Genomic DNA, 17,992 nt, shown 5'->3' on the forward strand with positions numbered 1-17,992 from the left:
TTAACGGGAGAGAGTTGGGGTGAGGGGCTGCATCCGCGCGTACGGTGATAGCTGCGTCCGCGGAAACTCCCCCTCACCCGGAATGCAAGCTGCGCTTGAATTCCGACCTCTCCCCGCAGGCGGGGCGAGGTGAAGCGGAGTCCGCCGCTCGAGTTACGCCGGCCGCGCGCCAGTGCGGATGATCGTGCCGACGTGCTGGCCGCGCAGTGCCGCGGTGAGCCGGCCGGGAACGAGGCCGTTCACGACCTGCACGCGTGCGATGTGCCGCGCGTTGGCCATCACCTCGAGCAGCGCGGGATCGAACGGCAGCGTGCCCTTCAGCTCGGCGAGATCGGCGAGGCTGGGCTCGCGCAACAGCTGCGCCTTCTTGCCGTTGGGACCGTTCGGATCCTCGGTGTAGACACCGTCGACATCCTCCACGATCGTCAGCCCGGCGGCGCCGAGCGCATCGGCGAGCAGGAACGCGCCGGTGTCCGCCCGATGCAGCGGGATGCGCGAGTTCGGAAACTCGTGATGGTGATAGGGCGGAAACGCGCTGCCCACCACGGCGCGCGATGCGGAGAGATGAATCGCGAGCTGGCTCGCGATGGTCGGATGCTCGATATAGGACACGCCCTCCGGTGCGAGCAGGCAGCCGAGAATATGGCCGTTCTGCCCGGCCTCGCTCGCCGCGAGCGGCTGGAGCGAGCCGACCGGCAGTCCGAGGTCGAGGCCGACGCTGTAGAGATGGCGGGCGCGGATGCCGGCGCCGGTCAGGATCAGCATGCGGTGCTCGGGCAGCAGTGCGCGCAGCTCGGCGACAACAGGCAGGATCGCCTCATGGCCGCGATCCATGATGGAGCGGCCGCCGATCTTGATCACCTGCACCCAGGGCAGCAGCGGAATCGGACGTCCGCCGGCGACGGGACGGGTGAGATCGCTGTCGAGCAGGGTCTGGCGCGCGAGCGGCGAAGCGACGTGCTTGATGGTGTCATCCATAGTCGTGCCCCTGGTCAGTTCGCGGTGATGATGGTGCCGACATGCTCGCCCGCGAGCGCGCGGGTGAGATTGCCGGGGACGAGGCCATTGACGACCTGCACCTGGCGGACATGGCGCGCGGAGGCGAGCAGATCGAGCACCGGGAATTCGAGGATCGAATCCTGCAATCCCTTGGCCTTCATCTCGGCGACCGAGATCTTCGGAATGAAGGTCGCGCCCTTCGAGGTCTTCGGGTTCGCGGTGTAGAGGCCGTTCTCGTCCTTGACATAAATCATCGCCTTGCAGCCGAACTGCTCGGCGACCAGGAAGCAACCGGCGTCGGTGCGGTAGGGCGGGATCATGCCCTCGGGCGCGGGCCGCATCCACAGCCCGTAGGGCGGCATGCCGCTGAAGATCACGGCGTTGACCTCGGCGAGATACAGCGGCACGGCCGACAGCCCGGCACCGCTGACCGCGGAGATGCCGTGCTTGGCCAGCAATTGGCCCAGCATCACCGCATTCTGGTCGGCAACCGATGCGCCGAGCTGCGACAGCACGCCGGCCGGCAGCCGCAGTCCGGCCGCGATCGAGTAGAGGTGCCGGGCGCGGGTGCCCGCCCCGGTCCCGATCAACAGCTTGTGCGCCTTGCGGGCGGCGACGATCTCATCGACCAGCGGATAGACGGCGGCGCGGCCGCGGTCGATCACGCTCTGCCCGCCGATCTTGATCACCGTGGCATCCGGCAGGATCCGGAAGTCCGATGCCGCATCCGCCGCAGCCAAAAGCTGCGGATCGGTCAGCGACCGCTGCATCAGGAGCGCTTCAAGCTCCGCCGTCGTGTTTACCATGAGAAACGTCCTTATCATCAATGCGCCTGGCATTGCTTCCGGATGCACTGGTAGCGGTAAGCGGGGCGGGTCTCAAGACCTCGATGATTTTGCTTATTTGCCGAGGTCTGGCTTAGTAGGGACCATGAATGATTTTACCCAAGCGCTGGAACTGGCGGCCGGCCTTATCGGCCGCTTTGATCCGCAGCTGCGTCAGATCGTCGGGCTGTCGCTTGGCGTCAGCCTGACCGCGAGCTTCTTTGCCTTCGCGATCGGGGCGCCGATCGGTACGGCGCTGGCCGTCTACCGGATCCGGGGCAGAGTTGCGTTGATCGTCGTCGTCAATGCGCTCCTGGGATTGCCGCCGGTCGTGGTGGGACTTGCTGTTTACCTCCTGCTGTCCCGATCGGGACCGTTAGGGGCGCTGGGGATTTTGTTTACGCCAACCGCCATGGTGATCGCGCAGGCCATTCTCGGCATTCCGATCGTCATTGCCCTGGTGCATCGGACGATGGTGGATGTCTGGGCTCGTTACGGCGATGCCCTTCTCGTCGACGGCGCCTCGCGCTTGCGCGCCATCTGGACACTCATGGCGATCGGACGCGACGGGCTCTTGACCGCGTTTCTCGCGGCTTTCGGCCGGGCGATCGCAGAGGTCGGCGCGATCATCATCGTCGGCGGCAATGTGCGCGGGCATACGCGCACCATGACCACTGCCATCGCATTGGAGACCAGCAAGGGAGAGCTGAGCCTTGCCCTTGCGCTTGGCATCATCCTCATCATCCTATCGATGACCGTGAGCGCGTTGAGCTTCCTGATCGGACGCATCTTAGCCGCTCGCTGAAGCGCCAAACGATACTGTTGTTCAAAGGGAGATCGCCCGCATGAAGCACTGGTCCGGCTCACTTCGCATCCTCGCAATCATCGCGCTTGCCTGGCAGACCTTCACTCATCCGGGTTGGGCGGAAGATCAGACCATTGTCGTGGCGTCGACGACATCAACCCAGGATTCCGGGCTGTTCGGTTACCTGCTCCCGATCGTCAAGCAGAAGGCAGGTCTCGAGGTGAAGGTGCTGGCCCAAGGTACCGGTCAGGCGCTCGACACCGCGCGCCGCGGCGATGCCGACGTGGTGTTCGTTCATGCCAGATCGGCCGAGGAGAAGTTCCTTGCGGAGGGATTCGGTGTGAAGCGTTATCCCGTGATGTATAACGACTTCGTCGTCATCGGTCCGAAGGACGATCCGGCAGGCATCAAGGGCAAGGATGTCCTCACCGCGCTGCAAACCATCAAGGCCAGAGCCGCGCCGTTCGTCTCCCGCGGCGATCATTCCGGCACCCATATTGCCGAGCTGAAGCTTTGGAAAGACGCCGGCATCGACATCGTGAACGACCGCGGCTCCTGGTACAAGGAAATCGGCCAGGGCATGGGTGCCGCGCTGAACATGGCCTCGGCGTCGAACGCCTATGTGCTCTCCGACCGCGGCACATGGCTGGCCTTCCAAAATCGCGGCGACCTGGCCGTCCTCGTTGAAAGCGACAAGCGGCTGTTCAATCAGTACGGGGTGATGCTGGTCAATCCGCTCAAGCATCCCACGGTGAAGAAGGAAGCCGGCCAGCGCTTCATCGACTTCCTGATTTCACCGGAGGGGCAGAGCGCGATCGCGGGCTACAAGATCAACGGTCAGCAGCTCTTTTTTCCCAATGCGAACGATCCCAATGCTTGACGGCGGTCCGGCCGCGTTCCGCATTCTCTCGCGAATGTGAATATATGATAATCATCATCCTATTGATGTGAGGAACCTGGTGATCATTTCCGGATTGGCCTGACATGGGCGTCCGGAATTGGGAACCAGATGAACAGATCGCGCTTGCGTATGACGCTCACGGTGCTTACCGCCCTGCTATCGATGGCGGCAATCGGCCCGTCCCGGGCCCATGATCACGACCATCCCGAGCTGAACGGCTGGTATGAGAGCCTGCAGAGCGGAAAAGGGCCCTGCTGCGACGGCACCGACGCGACGCGCGTCGATGACGCGGATTGGGACACCAAGGACGGCCACTACCGTGTCCGCTTGGACGGCGAATGGGTCGACGTTCCCGATGAAGCCGTCGTCACCGGACCTAACCGCGCCGGCCACACCATGGTCTGGCCGTATTACCTGAACGGCCACCCGAGGCCGCGCTGCTTCATGCCGGGCAGCATGGGCTAATCTTACAGCGTCACAGGACGCTTTTTGCTTGTCCCGAAAGGTTGTGAATGAATTCTGCTGGCATTGCGAGCCACCCGGTCGGCGCGAAGCGCCGCCGGATGACAGGCTCCGCGAAGCAATCCATCTGCCCGCAGACACGGTTAGATGGATTGTTTCGTCGCTGCCGCTCCTCGCAATGACGACGGAAGGAGAATCGTGATGCAGCACGATTAAGCGGCCACCGAGGTACCGCGCAGCGGTGCGATCAGAGATCGAGCTGGATCCGATTCTCCCCGTCGCCATCCGGCTTCGCCGGCACTGCGCAGCAGATCAGCACCTCGTCATCGGCCGCTTCGGCAGTCGGCTGCTTCAGATAGGTCACCGCGCCGGCCTGCAATCGGGTCCGGCAGCTTCCGCAATTGCCTTCCCGGCAGCTGAACGCGGGGCTGAGACCGCGCGCCTCCGCGAGTTCGAGCAGCGTTCCCGACTCCGGCGTCCAGCGCGCTTCCTTCGCCGACGCGGTGAAGGCGACCGGCGCCGACGCGGTTGCCGGCGGCCGCCGCGGCAGCGCCGTACTGGCGACGTCCGGCTTCCTCACCAGCGACGAAGGACCAAACGCCTCGGCGTGGATCCTGTTGTCGGCGATGTTGTAGCCGCGCAGCACGTCGTAGAGCGATTGGGTGAACTGCGGCGGTCCGCACAGATAGAAATCGTAATCGTTGAACGGCAGCACGCGCGACAGCAACGCCACGTCGATCCGCCCCGCGGCATCGTAGTCGGTGCCCTGCTCGGCGCCGTCGATGTCACTGAGCACGCGGATGATCCGCACGGCGCCGCCGGCGGAGTCAGCAAGTTGTTGCAACTCGTCGCCGAAGGCGCGATCCGCCCTGGCATGCGCGGCTTGGAACAGGTAGGTCGGCCGGATGCCGCGGGTGCGCAGCCCCTCATAGACCACGTGGCGCAGCATCGCGAGCATCGGCGTGATGCCGACGCCGCCGGCGAGCAGCACCGCGGGCCGCTTCTCGCGCGCATCGAACGTGAAGTGGCCGCCCGGCGCGCGAGCTTCGATGATGTCGCCGACATGGAGGGTGTCATGGAGATGCTGCGACACCAGGCCGTCACGCTTGACGCTGATGCGGTACATGCCGTCGGACGGCGCAACCGACAGCGTGTAGGTGCGGATGACCGGCTTGTCGGCGCCGGGCAATGACAGACGGATCGGCAGATGTTGTCCCGCCTGGTGCGGAAGCCGCCCCGCGCCGTCGTCCGGCTGGAGATGAAACGAGCGGATCGACCGGCTTTCGTCGACGATCCTGGTCACCTTGAACGGGCGCCATTGCGTCGCAAGTTCGTTTGCGCGGATGCGATCGGCGGCCTGCGCCCAGTCGCCGGTCATCAGCACATTCGGCGACCAGCCGTCGGCCCGGAACGCCCAGCGCAGCGGCAACGCGCCGCGCCGGCGCACCACGCGGCGGGCACGGAAGCTCCACAGACGTTCGGCGCCCTGGAACGCCGCGATGTCAGGCGAATCCAGGATCACCTCGGCGTCGCCGGTCAGTTGCAGCAGGTCGCCGGTTTCGAAATCGGCAAACACCAGCCCGGCCTTGCCGTTGACGAGGATATTGCCGAGCGTGTTGAAGAACAGATTGCCGGCGAAATCGGGAACAGTCAGCGTGCCGTCATCGGCAACGCGGACGAAGCCCGCTTTGCCGCCGCGATGCGAGACGTCGACCTGGCGGCGGTCCTCGCGTTCGGCATAGGACGCCACGAAGAACGTATCCGCCGCCGCGATCATGTCGCGCGCGGCCTGATCGAGCGTCGTGCTTTGTTCGATCTCGCCCGTGAACGGTTGATCCGGCGCGCGCACGAAGGCGAAATCGCGCAGCTGGATATATTGCGGGCAATTGCCAAAGCTCTGATCGAGGTCGAAGCTGAGCGCGTTGCCGGACGATGCGCGCAGCAGCCCGTTGGCACGGTTGCGGCGCCTTGTGTGCAGTTCGATTCCGAGCAGCGCGATGGCGTCGCCCTCGCCCATGCCCGCGCTGACGGGATCGGAGGGATCGGGCCGCGCAGCGATCTCGAGGCTGCGCGGCGTCGGCGAGGCGATGAAGCCGGGCCGGCCGGCCAGCAGCGAGGCCCATGCGTCGCCGCCTTGGTCCACGCTGCCGACGACGATGAATGGAATCTGCGCGAAGAAGTCGCGATGCTGGTCGGGCATGAAGTCGCGCACCGCGCGCTGGCCGACCGCCTCCATCTTCTCCGCAACGCCGGCCTTCTGCTGGATCGCCTTCTCGCCGGCATGCCAGGCCGGCAGCTTGCTCTTGGTTCGCCTGTCGCTCATCGCCTCGCCCTCCATGTCGGGGCTTGGACGGGCGCACCGTCGAGGCACGCCCGGTCAGCCTGTCACGCCGCCGCCGCCAGACCGACGGGGGTCTTGGCAAAGGGCACGAAGCCCGGCAGCGCCTCGATCCGGCGCAGGAATGCGACAACGGGCTGATAGGCGGAGAGATCGACATTGCCTTCGGGCGCGCTCGACAGATAGCTGTAGAGCGCGACGTCGGCGATGGTCGGCTGCGCGCCGACCAGCCAGTCGCGGTTGGCAAGATGGGCTTCGAGCCGCTTCAGCAGGACATGGGCGCGCGCGATCACGTCTTCCGGATTGAACTTGGCGCCGAACACGGTGACGAGCCGCGCTGCGGCTGGTCCGAACGCCAGATCCCCGGCGGCGACCGATAGCCAGCGTTGCACGGCAGCGGCGCCCTTTGCATCCCGCGGCAGCCAGTCGGTGCGGCCGAGCTTGGTCGCAAGATAGACCAGGATCGCATTGGAGTCGGGAATGATGGTGCCGTCGTCGTCGAGCACCGGCACCTGGCCGAACGGATTGAGGGTGAGGTAGTCCGGCGTCTTCTGCGCGCCGGACTTCAGGTCGACCTCGACCAGCTCGTGCGGGATGCCCAGCAGGGACATGAACAGCCGCGCGCGATGCGCGTGGCCGGAGAGAGCAAAGTGATAGAGCTTCATGGTGCCGTTCCTGATGTCATGGGCCGGGTGATCCCGGCCGCGACCTCAAGATGGCGCATTGCACCTCTTATTATAATCGTCGTTATTGTCACTTCATTATTGCATGCCCTGCAATAATGGCGACGTACCGCCTACACCTCGACGATCACGTAATTGTCCTCGATGTGCACCGGAAACGTCTCGGCGACATACGGCCCCTTCTGCAACTCGGCGCCACTCTCCACCGCGACCGGATAGGAGCGGATCCTGAACCGGGTCGGATCGAACCAGGACTGGCCGTTGCGGATGTCGAATTCCCAACCGTGCCACGGACAGCGCAGCATCTCGCCGACGCGGTCGCGCTGATAGATGCCGGGCTCCGGCGAGGTCAGGCGCGCGACGCAGGCCGCTTTCTCCAGCGGCGCGCCCTCATGCGGACAGCGATTGAGCAGCGCGAAGAACTCGCCATTGACATGGAACACGACGATGTCGCGGCCCTCGAGGCCGAACACCTTGTTGCCGCCGGCAGGAATTTCGCTTGTGCGCGCGACGATGTGACGGGTCATCGGGAAACCTAATGCGCGATGAGAGTAAGTCGCATAGCGGCGGCAGTGCGCTCCCTCGCCCCGTTCTCTTGTCCGCCGAAGCTCGCCTTCGGGCGAAGGCGGATGCGGGGAGAGGGTTGGGGTGAGGGGCTGTCTCCGCGTAGCCGGCAATAGCTGAGTTTGCGGAGACTCCCCCTCACCCGGAACGCATCAAGCGATGCGTCATAGCCGAAGCCCCGCTTCGGCGTTTTTAGGAACGGCCGCCCAAGGCGGCCTACGCCTCTCCCCGCACGCGGGGCGAGGTGACGCGGAGGTCGCGGCTCGATTCGAAGCAAAGTCATCTGCGTCCTAGAATTTGTAAACCGCGCGGGCGTTGGCATTGAAGATCTTGCGCCGCTCGGCCTCGGTCAGCGGCGTCTTGAAGGCGTAGCGCGCGTCGTCATAGTCCCAGTGCGGATAGTCCGACGAGAACAGCAGCCGGTCGATGCCGACCCATTCGATCAGCTGACGTAGATGCTTCGCTTCATCCGGCTCGTCGATCGGCTGGGTGGTGAACCAGAAATTCTGCTTCACATATTCGCTCGGCTTGCGCTTGAGATGCGGCACCTCGCTGCGGAAGCGGTCGAAATGCTGGTCCATCCGCCACATCGTGGCGGGGATCCAGCCGAAGCCGCCCTCGATGAACACGATCTTCAGTTTCGGGAAGCGCTCGGGGACACCTTCCAGCACCAGGCTCGTGAGGTTCGAGGCCACCGTGTGCGCGTTCGACTGGTGCTCCTCGCAATAGTAGGACGGCCAGCCGCCGCCGGTCGGCGCGTGCCCGCCATAGCCGCCGACATGGATGCCGAGCGGCAGATCGAGCTCTTGCGCGCGTTCGTAGATCGGCCAGTAACGGCGGCGGCCAAGCGGCTCGTTGGCGCGCGGCGAGACGTTGATCTGGATGTATTCGCCTGTCTTGGCGCAGCGCTCGATCTCGGCGAGACCGAGGTCGGAGCCGTCCTGCCCGACCAGGATCGAGGCCTTCAGCCTGGGATCGCGATGCGCCCAGAACGCGAGCTGCCAGTCGTTGATGGCGCGCTGGATCGCGGCGCCGAATTCCAGATTCTGCTGCGAGAAGATGAAGAGATCGAGCACCTGCAAAATGCCGAACTCGACATCGAAGGGATCGAGGTGCTGCTTGCGCATGAAATCGAGATCGGAACCCGGCACGCCGCCGGTCGGCGGCCAGGCATCGCGCCGCGCGATCAAGGGCGAGGAGCGCGGATACGGCGTGGTGCCGATATAGGGCGTGCGCAGATGGCTGCCATATTCCTTCAGATGCTGCTGCCAGCGCTTCGGCAGGAACTCGTTGAGGTCGCTGTGCGAATGGATGCTCGGATGGATATCGCAGTCGATGATCTTGAGCCGAGTCGCGGCGGACTTCTCCTGGTCGAGCATCGGGCGGTCGATGACATCACTCATGCGATCCTCCATTGAATCTGGTCTGTGTAGCTGTCACCTCTCCCCATCGGGGAGAGGTGTGGCACCGCCGATGTGGCGTCGAGCTTCGTCATGGTCAGGCGTCGAGCTTCAAACGCGGAAACGTCTCCAGCGGATTATCCTCGCACATCCGCCTGACGATACTATCAGGAAGATGCGGCGGGACGGGATCGTCGCCATCGAACTGCCAGTGCGGATAGTCGGACGCGAACAGGAACATCTTGTCGGAGCCGATCTGGTCGATGATGTCGGCGACCGCAGTTGCATCCATCGGCGCGTCGAACGGCTGCATGGTGACGCGGAAATGGTCGCGGATGATCGCGGCCGGCTCGCGCTCCACCCAGGGCACCTCGACGCGGACACCGCGCCAGGTCTTGTTGGCGCGCCACATGAAGGCCGGCAGCCAGCTGACGCCCGATTCCATCAGCACGACCGTAAGCCCGGGATACTTCCCGAACACGCCCTCATAGATCAAGCTCAGCGCCTGCGCCTGGAACGCCTGCGCTTCCGCGAGATAATATTCGTAGCGATAGGACGGCCAGCCGATCGAGCTCGGCGCGCCGCGATAAGCGCTGCCGGCGTGGATCGCGATCGGCAGCCTGTATTTCTCTGCGGCCTGATAGATCGGCCAGTAGTGCCGCCGCCCGAGCAGCGTCTCGTTCTGCGACGGCACCAGCACCGACACGAAGCGGTTGTCGCCGGCGCGGCGCTCGATCTCCTCGACGGCGAGATCCGGCGCCTGGATCGGCACCACGATCGAGGCGCGCAGCCGCGTGTCCTTCGCCAGCCACTCGGCCGCGATCCAGTCGTTGATCGCCTTGCACAAGTCCGCGGCCATGTAGCAATCGAACACCGCCTGCGCGCCATAGATGACGTTGCAGATGGCGTGGCTGGCGCCGAGCTGGTCGAACGCGCCGCGCTGCACCATGGCGAGATCGCTGCCGGGCTTGCTGCCGTCGGCCGGTCGCCAGTCGGCGCGCCCGGACAGCGGCATCGACGGCGGATAGGAATTGAGGTCGAGCCCGTCGATGGCGCGGCTGACCACCTGTTCCTTCCAGTGATCGCTGAGATAAGGCAGCAGCGTGGTGCGCGTTCCCCCCACCGCGGGATGGATGTCGCAGTCGATGCGCGTGGCCGCCATGGCGTTCCCCGGGATTGTCTTTGTCTTCATTGTTGGCGGCATCGCTGCCGCGACACGGACTGTGCCGCCGATGGCGCGATCGTGCAAGCGGGTCCGCGCGGGGCTGCCCTGTGCGCGCAGCCGCCCTCACGCGAAGTTGCGGGATCGCATGTGAATGACGTCACCCATTCGGATCGCGGGACGTGCTAGCGATTCCGCGCCGCGAAATGCGTCGCAACAGGAGACGGGAATGAGGCTTGGAATCAGGATTGGAATCAGACTTGGCCGACTGACGATCCTGGCATGTTCATTGTCGCTGGCCTCGGCCGCGGCCTGGGCCGCACCCGCGACCACGTCCGGCTCGGTCGCGCTGGCGCTAGCCGGCGTGGTGGCGCCCTATTCGTCATTGCCGGCCAAGGAGAAGAAGGCGGTCGCCGCGTTCTTTAGCGGCGACAGCAATGTCCATATCACCAGGAAGATCGTCGTCACCGCCGACAAGGTGGTCTGCCGCGCCAGCAATGTCGCCATCACCTCGCGCTCCTGCGAGCTGACATTCGGCAGCAGGACCCATACCGTGAAGGGACGCGAAGCCAACGCGATCTACGCCACCGTGGCGCTAGCGGGCGTGCCTGGGGACGGCGCTGCCGGAACGATCTACGAGGCGCTGTCGAAGCTGTCCTGCACGCTCGATCCGGCAGCGATCAAGGATCAGGCCGGCGGCGGCGCCGACTGCAGCTTCGAGCCGGGGAACTAGTTCTCTTCAACGACGACACCCAGCCTTGCGGCGACGCGGCGGGCGGTCTCTTCCCGCTGCATCGTGATCGCGCGCGTCGCTTGCCGGGTCTGTTGCAGGATCTCGGGCGGCGCGGTCTCCGGCGTGCCGCTGTCGAACGGCGGCTCCGGCGCATACGCCATATAGAGCTGGATCGCCCGCGCCGCGTCGTCGCCGCGCAGTTCGGCCGCCAGCCGCAGCGCGCCATCGATGCCGGCGGTAACGCCGGCGGCAAAGACAAAACTTCCGTCCACCACCACGCGCTCGTTCACCGGCGTGGCGCCGAACAACGGCAGCAGATGAAACGATGCCCAATGCGTCGTCGCCCTGCGCCCCTTCAACAGCCCGGCCGCCCCACACAGCAGCGCGCCGGTGCAGACCGAGAAGATGCGGCAGGCGCCTGCCGCCTGTTCGCGGATCCAGCGCAGGACCTCCTCGTCCTCCATCAGCGCCTCCTGACCGAAGCCGCCGGGCACATGCAGCACGTCGAGCGGCGGTGCTTCCGCCAGCGTGGCATCCGGCGTCAGCCGCAATCCCTTGAGGTCGCGGACCGGCGCCATGGTCTTGGCGTAGATGCGGTAGGTCGAATTCGGAATCCGCGACAGCACCTCGAACGGACCGGTCAAGTCGATCTGATCGATGTCTTCGAACAGCAGCGACCCGATCCGCAGGTGGACATCATGAGCGATCATCGAACTTCCCTTGAGGTTTCCTTGCACTATGGACAAAGCCCATCTAGCGCGGCACGCTTCGGTGATGACGCCAAAACCCCCACATTCTCCGCCAAAAGCGCGCCGCGCGATCGAAGTGCTGGCCTATCCGGCGGTGCAGCTGCTTGACGTCACCGGGCCGTTGCAGGTGTTCGCGTCCGCCAACGCGCTGTCGGCCAAGGCAGGCCATGCCGAGCCCTACGAGGTCCGCGTCGTTGCGAAGGATGGTCCCACGGTCCAGGCATCAGCCGGCGTCGGGCTCGCGGTGAATCCCTTGCCGAGCATCGGCAGCGCGGTCGACACGCTGGTGATTCCGGGCGGCGACGGCGTCAACGCCGCGGTGGCGGACGCCGTGCTGGTCGAATGGGTGCGCAAGCGCGCGGGCGACGCCCGCCGCACCGCGTCGGTCTGCACCGGCGCGTTCCTGCTCGCCGCATCGGGTGCCCTCGATGGCCGTCGCGCCGTGACCCATTGGGGATTCTGGCAGGAGCTCGCCGAGCGCTTTCCCGACGTCCGCGTCGAGTCCGATCCGATCTTCGTGCGTGACGGATCGTTCTGGACCTCGGCCGGCGTCACCTCCGGCATCGATCTGGCATTGGCGCTGGTGGAGGACGACCTCGGCCGCGCAACGGCGCTCGCCGTCGCCCGCTACCTCGTGGTGTTTCTCAAGCGGCCCGGCGGACAGGCGCAGTTCAGTGAAGTGCTGTCGCTGCAAACCACCGACGACAGGTTCGGCGCGCTGCATGACTGGATCAGCGGCCATCTGGCCGACGACCTCTCGCTTGCGACGCTGGCGAAACAGGCCGGCATGAGCGAGCGCAGCTTCAGCCGGCATTACGCCGATGCGACCGGGCTGACGCCGGCGCGCGCGATCGAGCGATTGCGGGTCGAGGGCGCGCGCCACCTGCTCTCGGAGACCCGCCTGCCGATCAAACGGATTTCACAGCGCTGCGGTTTCGGCTCCGAGGAGACGATGCGCCGCAGCTTCATGCGCTTGCTGGCGACCACGCCGCAGGACTACCGCGCCAGATTTGCAGGCTGATCAGGACCGCATCGCAAAACGCACGCAGGCCTCGTGGCCGGCTCGCAGCGATGCGGCTTCAGGTGAAGCGGCTCAGCCATTCCAGGCATGCGCCTGCAACGCGGCCTCCAGCGGCGGATTGGTGACGCTGCCGGTGTAGTTGGTGATGGTCGACGCCGCCACGATGGTGATCACCTCAAGCACGAGATCCCTCGGGAATCCGGCCGCCAGGAATCGCTCGATCTCGTCTTCGTCGAGCCGGCCGCGCTTTTCGATCAGCGACCTCGCCAATGTCGAGAGCGCGCCGAGCTGCCTGTCGGCGGGCGAGCGGCCGGCGCGCATCGCCTCGACGTCGGCCGCAGCCAGTCCGGCCTGCAAGCCGAGCGCGGAATGCAGCGCAACCGCCCAGGTGCAGCGATTGGTCACCGCGTCGGTGAGCAGCACGGTCTGGATCTGCTGCTCGGTGAAGCTGCCGCCGTGCACCTTGTCGAAGATGCCGATGAAGCTCTGGATCAGCACGGGCGACGTCGCCATCGTCGCCGCGAGATTGGGGATCATGCCAAACCGCGCCTCGACGTCACGCAGGGAAGACTTCGAGGCTTCCGGTGCGGAGTCGTGCGTATGGACAGGAAAACGTGCCATTGGAACTGCCTTTCACGATGGTGATTGAAGCCGGTGCCGCCGGACGCAACTGGGCCGCTGCGGTCGACGCGCGGGCGACCGGGTTCGATGCAGGCTATCTAGCCGCGCCGGGACGCACGCGTTCGCCAAACCGCCCACATTCCGCGCCACCGGGCACGTTCGGTGCGCAACGCGCCGTCAAACCGCGGCGCGGTCCTTCACCCGCCGCGTCACGATTGCGAGCAGGCGGCCGAGCGTGCCGGCGGCGGGGCCCTTCTTGCGCGCCAGCGCCAGCGGCGCGACCAGGCCGGTGGCGCGGTCGAGGCGGAGATAGGAGACGCCCGCGGTCTCCAGCCGCGCCATCGATTCCGGCACGATCGAAATCCCGAGCCCGGCTGCGACGAGGCTCAGCGTCGACACCATCCGGCTCGCCTCCTGCGCCACTTTCGGGCTGAAGCCCGCCGCGCGGCAGGCGGCGATGATGCTGTCGTAGAGGCCGGGCCCGGTCGGACGGCGGTAGAGGATCAGCGGCTCCTCGGCGAGCGAGGCCAGCGCAATCCGCCGCCGCGCGTCCTTGCGGGCACGCGGATGATGGTCGGGCAACGCCACCAGCATCTCCTCGTCGAGCAGATGCCTGATCGTGAAATTCGCCAGCCGCTCGCTCGGCGAACGCACGAACGCGGCACCGAGCCGGTCGGCCTCGACGGCTTCGATCAGCTCGCCGGTCGAGGCCTCTTCCAGCGACAGCGTGATCGCCGGCGCCCGTTCGCGCATCTCGCGCATCACCCCGGTGACGAAGGGATGGAACGCCGCCGATGACGTGAAGCCGATCGCGAGCTGGCCCTCCTGGCCGCGGCTCGCGCGGCGCGCGGCTTCGACCGCAAGCTCGGTGTCGCGCAGGATCGCGCGCGCCTTGCCGACGAAGGCGCGGCCGGCGGCGGTCAGCTCGACGCCGCGCGGCTGGCGGCGGAACAGCGGCGCGCCGATCGCAGCTTCCAGCGCGCGGATCTGCTGGCTCAGCGGCGGCTGCTGGATGCCGAGCCGCGCGGCGGCGCGGGTGATATGGCCTTCCTCGGCGACCGCGACGGCATAGCGAAGATGGCGCAGCTCGATCATCGGTCGATCCATATGTAAAATGTATGCAAATTGCTCAATCCATATATTGGATATTTGGCACGCAGGCAACTAAAGTCGGCTCAACAACCAACGAACCGGAGCCGCCCCGCTGATGGACGCCATACCCGCCGCGCCGACCACCAAGCATGTCGCGCCCGATGTCGGCGAGTTGTTCACGGGCTTCTTCATCCTCGGACTGACCGGCTTCGGCGGCGTGCTGCCGTTGGCGCGCCACATGATGGTGGAGAAGCGCGGCTGGCTCACCGGTGCCGAGTTCACCGACCTGCTCGGGCTCTGCCAGTTCCTGCCCGGCGGCAACATCATCAACATGTCGGTCGCGGTCGGGCTGAAGTTTCGCGGCATCCCCGGCGCCTTCGCAGCAATCCTCGGCCTGATCGCGGTGCCGACCGCGGTCGTGATCGGGCTCGGCGTGATCTATGGCCGCTTCGCCGACGACCCGGTCGTCCGTCATTTGTTCGGCGGCCTCGCCGCCGCAGCAGCCGGCCTTCTGATATCTACCGCGATCAAGATCGCCTGGCCGTTGCGGCGCGATGTGCTCGGTCTCCTCATCGGCGCGCTCTGCGTGCTGGCGATCGCGGTGTTTCGGCTGCCGCTGCTGCCGACGCTGCTGACGCTCGCGCCGCTCAGCATCGTCCTCCGGTCGAGGCAGGCGTCATGACCGCAACCCTCGTCACGCTCGCGCTGATCTTCGCCGAACTCTCACTGCTCGCCTTTGGCGGCGGCAACACCATCCTGCCGGAGATGCAGCGCCAGGTGGTCGACATCCATCACTGGATGACGGCGCAGGAATTCGGCGCGCTGTTCGCGCTGGCGCAGGCCGCGCCCGGGCCGAACATGATGGTGGTCCCGCTGGTCGGCTGGCATGTCGCGGGCTTCTCGGGCGTGCTGGTGACCTCGCTCGCCAAGTTCGGGCCGTCATCGCTGGTCACCGGCTTCGCGCTCCAGCTCTGGGAACGGTTCAAGGACCGGCCCTGGCGCCGCACCGTGCAGGCCGGGCTGGTGCCGGTGACAGCCGGCCTCGTCACCGCCAGCGCCATCATCATCACCCATAGCTCGACCTCGAACTGGGGCACCATCGTGATCGCGGCCGGCGTCGCGGTCGCCACCACGACGACGCGCATCCATCCGCTGATCGCGCTCGCCGCTGGTGCGATACTCGGCCTCACCGGCATCGGCCAGCCCTGATCACGGCCGCTTGCCGCAATGGCGCGTGCGCGCTTTCGCCGCAATGGATGCGACGTGAACAGCGGTTATGTTGATGGCGCCATGATCGACATGCTGAGCATCGACACCCGCATTGCGCGCCTCGGTTTGCGCGCCGGACGTCTGCACGCAGGCAATTAGCCGGCCGGCGATCGCGCGCCGTCCGGATTCCCTTTAAGCGTCATCCAAAATCATTTCAGCCCGTTGCGTCGCGTGTGACATTCGCGCCGGCGTTGGTGCGTCTCCGATCAAGGTCAAATCGACATGACCCGACTCATTCAGACCAATTTTGCCGCCGCGGCGTTGCCGCCGATCGTGATCACCGCGAGCGAGGCGCATCGCCTCAGCGCGCTGGCCGATTCCAGCATGGCGGTGTTTCCCCGCGTCGCCCAGTTCCTCGCGCGCGAGACCGACCGCGCCCAGCTCGTCGCCGACGATGCCGACCTGCGTGACGTGGTCCGCATGGGCTCGCGCGTGCGCTACCGCGACGACGAGACCGGCGACGTCCGGGAGGTCGTGCTCGTCTATCCGCACGAAGCCGACATCGCGCTCCGCCGCATCTCGGTGCTGACGCCGGTCGGCGCCGCACTGATCGGACTGTCGGTCGGCCAGACCATCGATTTCCAGACGCCAAGCCATCAGACGCGTGCGGTGACTATTCTGGCGGTGGGGCACGAAAGGTAGCCGGCACGATCTCACCATGAGGGTGCGACCACTGTAAGGAAGCCACCGGAGGCAAGGCTGCCTCCGGCCTTGAGGGCCCGCAAGGGGGGGGGTGAGCCCGCGCAGCGTGCTCACCTCATTTGGTGTGCAAGCAAGCACGCGAACGTCTTGCAGGACACTGCGAGAATCTGTCGCGCCTCTTCCGCGTGACGCGGCATAGATCTTGCTACTATTCGGATTGTTTGAATAATTCATTTCCATGTGGACCGCCCGCATTCCGGGCACTGGATCCGGCGGATGCGCTGTCTCGTCGTCGCCGATTTGCACTACTCGTTGCCGCAGTTCGACTGGCTGCTGGCGGCGGCGCCGCAATTCGATCTCGTGATTTTCGCCGGCGATGCGCTCAATCTCGGTTCGGCGGTGGACTACCGGGCCCAGATCGTCGTCGTCACGAAATATCTGTCGCGGCTCGCCGGTCTGACGCGCGTGATCTTCTGCTCGGGCAATCATGATCTGGACGAGCGCGGCGCGGATGGCGAGAAGATCGCGCGCTGGATCGCCGGCATCAGGGAGTTCGGCGTCGCCTGCGACGGCGACAATCTGACCATCGGCGACACGCTGTTCACGGTGTGCCCGTGGTGGGACGGCCCGATGGTCAAGGCGCGGATCGACGAGCAGCTGCGTGCGGCAGCGGCGATGCCGCACGGACGCTGGGTCTGGGTCCATCATGCCCCGCCGGCGGATTCGCCGATCAGCTGGGGCGGCAAGCGCTTCTTCGGCGATGTCGAGTTGCTGCACTGGATCGAGCGCCACCATCCGGCGATGGTGATCTCGGGCCACGTCCATCAATCGCCGTTCATTCCAAGCGGCTCGTGGTTCGACCGGATCGGCCCGACCTGGGTGTTCAACACCGGCCTGCAGCCCGGCCGGCCGCCGGTCTACATCGTGCTCGATCTCGCGCAGGAGAAAGCCTTCTGGCACGCCGCCGGCGACGCGCAGATCGTCGATCTCAAGGCGCCGTTGTCACGGCCGGCAGAGCCGGTGCGCGAGGCGCCGGACTGGCTCATATCCTTGGATCGGATTGCCGATCCGAGCCTGGCGCGACCTGCATCGGCGGCAGGTTGATCATGCTTTGCAGCACCTCGCCGACCATCGCCAGATGGGTGCCGTGGTCGGCATATTGGTGCATCAGGTCGGCCAGATAGGTCGTCGCGACGTGAAGCCGCTGCGCCAACAGCTGCGCGATCAACAGCGCCACCGCCGGCTGCTCGCGCAGGAACGACGCCGCATCGTCGAATTCATACAACACGCAGTCGGATGCCGTGCGCACCTTCGCGCTGTGCGGCCGATCGAGCAGCACACTCATCTCACCGAACACCGCGCCGGGCTCATCGATCACGGCGACCAGGCTGTCGCCCTTCATGACTTCCACCTTGCCCTCGAGCAGCACGAACAGGTGCCCGGTCTTGCCACCCTCCTCGACGAAATCCGTGCCGGCCGGCAGGCTGCGCTTGCTGCCGCCGGTGCAGTGATCAAGGATCGCGCGCATGCTGTTCGCCTCCGTGTCAGCCAGACTAGGCAGAGATGCCGCGGAGATGAAACGGATTAGCTGGGCGATCTGCTCAAATTGTCGGCAGGTGCGGATGTAAGGGACGCACCGGCGGGTGGGTTCCCTCCCCCTCTTGTCCGCCGAAGCCTCTTGGCGAAGGCGGATGCGGGGGAGGGAGCCGTACGGCGTGCTCACCTCA

At 65.9% G+C, this 17,992-nt stretch carries 20 protein-coding genes; 9 read left to right on the plus strand and 11 right to left on the minus strand.

Annotated elements, in window-relative coordinates; translation table 11 throughout:
- Nucleotides 1-153: 153 nt before the first annotated feature.
- Together ACVW17_RS02240 and ACVW17_RS02245 are read right to left on the minus strand one after the other, a co-directional pair.
- Complete coding sequence (locus tag ACVW17_RS02240; RefSeq protein ID WP_456750271.1) at nucleotides 154-978, minus strand: amino acid kinase family protein; 825 nt, start codon at nucleotides 976-978, stop codon at nucleotides 154-156.
- A gap of 14 nt (nucleotides 979-992) precedes the next feature.
- The gene (locus ACVW17_RS02245) at nucleotides 993-1,805 is read right to left on the minus strand and encodes an amino acid kinase family protein (protein WP_456750272.1); all 813 of its coding nucleotides are present in this window, start codon (nucleotides 1,803-1,805) and stop codon (nucleotides 993-995) included.
- Nucleotides 1,806-1,929: 124 nt separating this feature from the next.
- Here ACVW17_RS02245 and ACVW17_RS02250 point away from each other — a divergent pair, with 124 nt between their 5' ends.
- From ACVW17_RS02250 to ACVW17_RS02260, 3 genes are all read left to right on the plus strand, one after another.
- Nucleotides 1,930-2,628 (plus strand): ABC transporter permease, encoded by a 699-nt coding sequence (locus ACVW17_RS02250; protein ID WP_456750273.1) that lies wholly within the window; start codon nucleotides 1,930-1,932, stop codon nucleotides 2,626-2,628.
- Nucleotides 2,629-2,668: 40 nt separating this feature from the next.
- Entirely contained in the window at nucleotides 2,669-3,508 is an 840-nt protein-coding gene (locus ACVW17_RS02255; RefSeq protein ID WP_456750274.1) for a substrate-binding domain-containing protein, read from the plus strand.
- Between the two features lie 150 nt (nucleotides 3,509-3,658).
- The gene (locus tag ACVW17_RS02260; RefSeq protein ID WP_456798922.1) at nucleotides 3,659-3,994 is read left to right on the plus strand and encodes a hypothetical protein; all 336 of its coding nucleotides are present in this window, start codon (nucleotides 3,659-3,661) and stop codon (nucleotides 3,992-3,994) included.
- Nucleotides 3,995-4,238: 244 nt separating this feature from the next.
- On the opposite strand, the gene ACVW17_RS02265 is transcribed toward ACVW17_RS02260, so the two are convergent.
- The 5 genes from ACVW17_RS02265 to ACVW17_RS02285 all read right to left on the minus strand — a co-directional run bounded on the left by ACVW17_RS02265 (nucleotide 4,239) and on the right by ACVW17_RS02285 (nucleotide 10,138).
- Nucleotides 4,239-6,314, minus strand: a complete 2,076-nt coding sequence (locus tag ACVW17_RS02265; RefSeq protein ID WP_456750276.1) for an FAD-binding oxidoreductase — start codon at nucleotides 6,312-6,314, stop codon at nucleotides 4,239-4,241.
- Nucleotides 6,315-6,376: 62 nt separating this feature from the next.
- Nucleotides 6,377-6,994: a glutathione S-transferase family protein gene (locus ACVW17_RS02270; protein ID WP_456750277.1), complete on the minus strand. Its 618-nt coding sequence runs from the start codon at nucleotides 6,992-6,994 to the stop codon at nucleotides 6,377-6,379.
- Nucleotides 6,995-7,125: 131 nt separating this feature from the next.
- On the minus strand, nucleotides 7,126-7,539 hold the full coding sequence (locus ACVW17_RS02275) for a Rieske (2Fe-2S) protein (RefSeq protein ID WP_229183704.1): 414 nt from the start codon (nucleotides 7,537-7,539) through the stop codon (nucleotides 7,126-7,128).
- 327 nt (nucleotides 7,540-7,866) lie between these two features.
- Complete coding sequence (locus ACVW17_RS02280; protein WP_456796740.1) at nucleotides 7,867-8,979, minus strand: amidohydrolase family protein; 1,113 nt, start codon at nucleotides 8,977-8,979, stop codon at nucleotides 7,867-7,869.
- Nucleotides 8,980-9,073: 94 nt separating this feature from the next.
- On the minus strand, nucleotides 9,074-10,138 hold the full coding sequence (locus ACVW17_RS02285; protein ID WP_456750278.1) for an amidohydrolase family protein: 1,065 nt from the start codon (nucleotides 10,136-10,138) through the stop codon (nucleotides 9,074-9,076).
- A gap of 229 nt (nucleotides 10,139-10,367) precedes the next feature.
- Between ACVW17_RS02285 and ACVW17_RS02290 the strand changes: the two genes are divergently transcribed.
- A complete protein-coding gene (locus ACVW17_RS02290) occupies nucleotides 10,368-10,871 on the plus strand; it encodes a hypothetical protein (protein WP_456750279.1) in 504 nt (167 codons plus the stop codon).
- On the opposite strand, the gene ACVW17_RS02295 is transcribed toward ACVW17_RS02290, so the two are convergent.
- Nucleotides 10,868-11,581 carry a DJ-1/PfpI family protein gene (locus ACVW17_RS02295; protein ID WP_456750280.1) on the minus strand — a complete coding sequence of 238 codons (714 nt, stop codon included), beginning with the start codon at nucleotides 11,579-11,581 and terminating at the stop codon, nucleotides 10,868-10,870. The genes ACVW17_RS02290 and ACVW17_RS02295 overlap by 4 nt on opposite strands.
- Before the next feature lie 109 nt (nucleotides 11,582-11,690).
- Between ACVW17_RS02295 and ACVW17_RS02300 the strand changes: the two genes are divergently transcribed.
- Nucleotides 11,691-12,641, plus strand: a complete 951-nt coding sequence (locus ACVW17_RS02300) for a GlxA family transcriptional regulator (protein ID WP_456798923.1) — start codon at nucleotides 11,691-11,693, stop codon at nucleotides 12,639-12,641.
- Between the two features lie 72 nt (nucleotides 12,642-12,713).
- On the opposite strand, the gene ACVW17_RS02305 is transcribed toward ACVW17_RS02300, so the two are convergent.
- Together ACVW17_RS02305 and ACVW17_RS02310 are read right to left on the minus strand one after the other, a co-directional pair.
- Nucleotides 12,714-13,262: a carboxymuconolactone decarboxylase family protein gene (locus ACVW17_RS02305; protein ID WP_456750282.1), complete on the minus strand. Its 549-nt coding sequence runs from the start codon at nucleotides 13,260-13,262 to the stop codon at nucleotides 12,714-12,716.
- Between the two features lie 177 nt (nucleotides 13,263-13,439).
- Nucleotides 13,440-14,354, minus strand: a complete 915-nt coding sequence (locus ACVW17_RS02310) for a LysR family transcriptional regulator (protein ID WP_456756299.1) — start codon at nucleotides 14,352-14,354, stop codon at nucleotides 13,440-13,442.
- Between the two features lie 115 nt (nucleotides 14,355-14,469).
- Between ACVW17_RS02310 and ACVW17_RS02315 the strand changes: the two genes are divergently transcribed.
- The 4 genes from ACVW17_RS02315 (at nucleotide 14,470) to ACVW17_RS02330 (ending at nucleotide 17,369) form a co-directional block, all read left to right on the plus strand.
- Entirely contained in the window at nucleotides 14,470-15,036 is a 567-nt protein-coding gene (locus ACVW17_RS02315; RefSeq protein WP_456750283.1) for a chromate transporter, read from the plus strand.
- Nucleotides 15,033-15,563, plus strand: a complete 531-nt coding sequence (locus tag ACVW17_RS02320) for a chromate transporter (protein ID WP_456750284.1) — start codon at nucleotides 15,033-15,035, stop codon at nucleotides 15,561-15,563. Before ACVW17_RS02315 ends, ACVW17_RS02320 begins: the two co-directional genes overlap by 4 nt.
- 282 nt (nucleotides 15,564-15,845) lie before the next feature.
- On the plus strand, nucleotides 15,846-16,265 hold the full coding sequence (rnk, locus tag ACVW17_RS02325) for a nucleoside diphosphate kinase regulator (protein WP_456750285.1): 420 nt from the start codon (nucleotides 15,846-15,848) through the stop codon (nucleotides 16,263-16,265).
- Nucleotides 16,266-16,541: 276 nt separating this feature from the next.
- Nucleotides 16,542-17,369, plus strand: coding sequence for a metallophosphoesterase family protein (locus ACVW17_RS02330; protein WP_456750286.1), 828 nt, complete (start codon nucleotides 16,542-16,544; stop codon nucleotides 17,367-17,369).
- On the opposite strand, the gene ACVW17_RS02335 is transcribed toward ACVW17_RS02330, so the two are convergent.
- Entirely contained in the window at nucleotides 17,308-17,793 is a 486-nt protein-coding gene (locus ACVW17_RS02335) for a Crp/Fnr family transcriptional regulator (protein WP_456750287.1), read from the minus strand. The two genes, ACVW17_RS02330 and ACVW17_RS02335, sit on opposite strands and share 62 nt — an antisense overlap.
- Nucleotides 17,794-17,992: the final 199 nt, after the last annotated feature.

Source organism: Bradyrhizobium sp. USDA 4473 (genome assembly GCF_054063335.1).

Coding starts and splice junctions, on each gene's coding strand:
- ACVW17_RS02275 (WP_229183704.1), bottom strand. CDS start 7,539: ATGACCCGTCACATCGTCGCGCGCACAAGCGAAATTCCTGCCGGCGGC.
- ACVW17_RS02285 (WP_456750278.1), bottom strand. CDS start 10,138: ATGGCGGCCACGCGCATCGACTGCGACATCCATCCCGCGGTGGGGGGA.
- ACVW17_RS02260 (WP_456798922.1), top strand. CDS start 3,659: ATGACGCTCACGGTGCTTACCGCCCTGCTATCGATGGCGGCAATCGGC.
- rnk (WP_456750285.1), top strand. CDS start 15,846: ATGACCCGACTCATTCAGACCAATTTTGCCGCCGCGGCGTTGCCGCCG.
- ACVW17_RS02290 (WP_456750279.1), top strand. CDS start 10,368: ATGAGGCTTGGAATCAGGATTGGAATCAGACTTGGCCGACTGACGATC.
- ACVW17_RS02240 (WP_456750271.1), bottom strand. CDS start 978: ATGGATGACACCATCAAGCACGTCGCTTCGCCGCTCGCGCGCCAGACC.
- ACVW17_RS02320 (WP_456750284.1), top strand. CDS start 15,033: ATGACCGCAACCCTCGTCACGCTCGCGCTGATCTTCGCCGAACTCTCA.
- ACVW17_RS02265 (WP_456750276.1), bottom strand. CDS start 6,314: ATGAGCGACAGGCGAACCAAGAGCAAGCTGCCGGCCTGGCATGCCGGC.
- ACVW17_RS02335 (WP_456750287.1), bottom strand. CDS start 17,793: ATGCGCGCGATCCTTGATCACTGCACCGGCGGCAGCAAGCGCAGCCTG.
- ACVW17_RS02295 (WP_456750280.1), bottom strand. CDS start 11,581: ATGATCGCTCATGATGTCCACCTGCGGATCGGGTCGCTGCTGTTCGAA.
- ACVW17_RS02255 (WP_456750274.1), top strand. CDS start 2,669: ATGAAGCACTGGTCCGGCTCACTTCGCATCCTCGCAATCATCGCGCTT.
- ACVW17_RS02270 (WP_456750277.1), bottom strand. CDS start 6,994: ATGAAGCTCTATCACTTTGCTCTCTCCGGCCACGCGCATCGCGCGCGG.
- ACVW17_RS02245 (WP_456750272.1), bottom strand. CDS start 1,805: ATGGTAAACACGACGGCGGAGCTTGAAGCGCTCCTGATGCAGCGGTCG.
- ACVW17_RS02250 (WP_456750273.1), top strand. CDS start 1,930: ATGAATGATTTTACCCAAGCGCTGGAACTGGCGGCCGGCCTTATCGGC.
- ACVW17_RS02305 (WP_456750282.1), bottom strand. CDS start 13,262: ATGGCACGTTTTCCTGTCCATACGCACGACTCCGCACCGGAAGCCTCG.
- ACVW17_RS02330 (WP_456750286.1), top strand. CDS start 16,542: ATGCGCTGTCTCGTCGTCGCCGATTTGCACTACTCGTTGCCGCAGTTC.
- ACVW17_RS02280 (WP_456796740.1), bottom strand. CDS start 8,979: ATGAGTGATGTCATCGACCGCCCGATGCTCGACCAGGAGAAGTCCGCC.
- ACVW17_RS02315 (WP_456750283.1), top strand. CDS start 14,470: ATGGACGCCATACCCGCCGCGCCGACCACCAAGCATGTCGCGCCCGAT.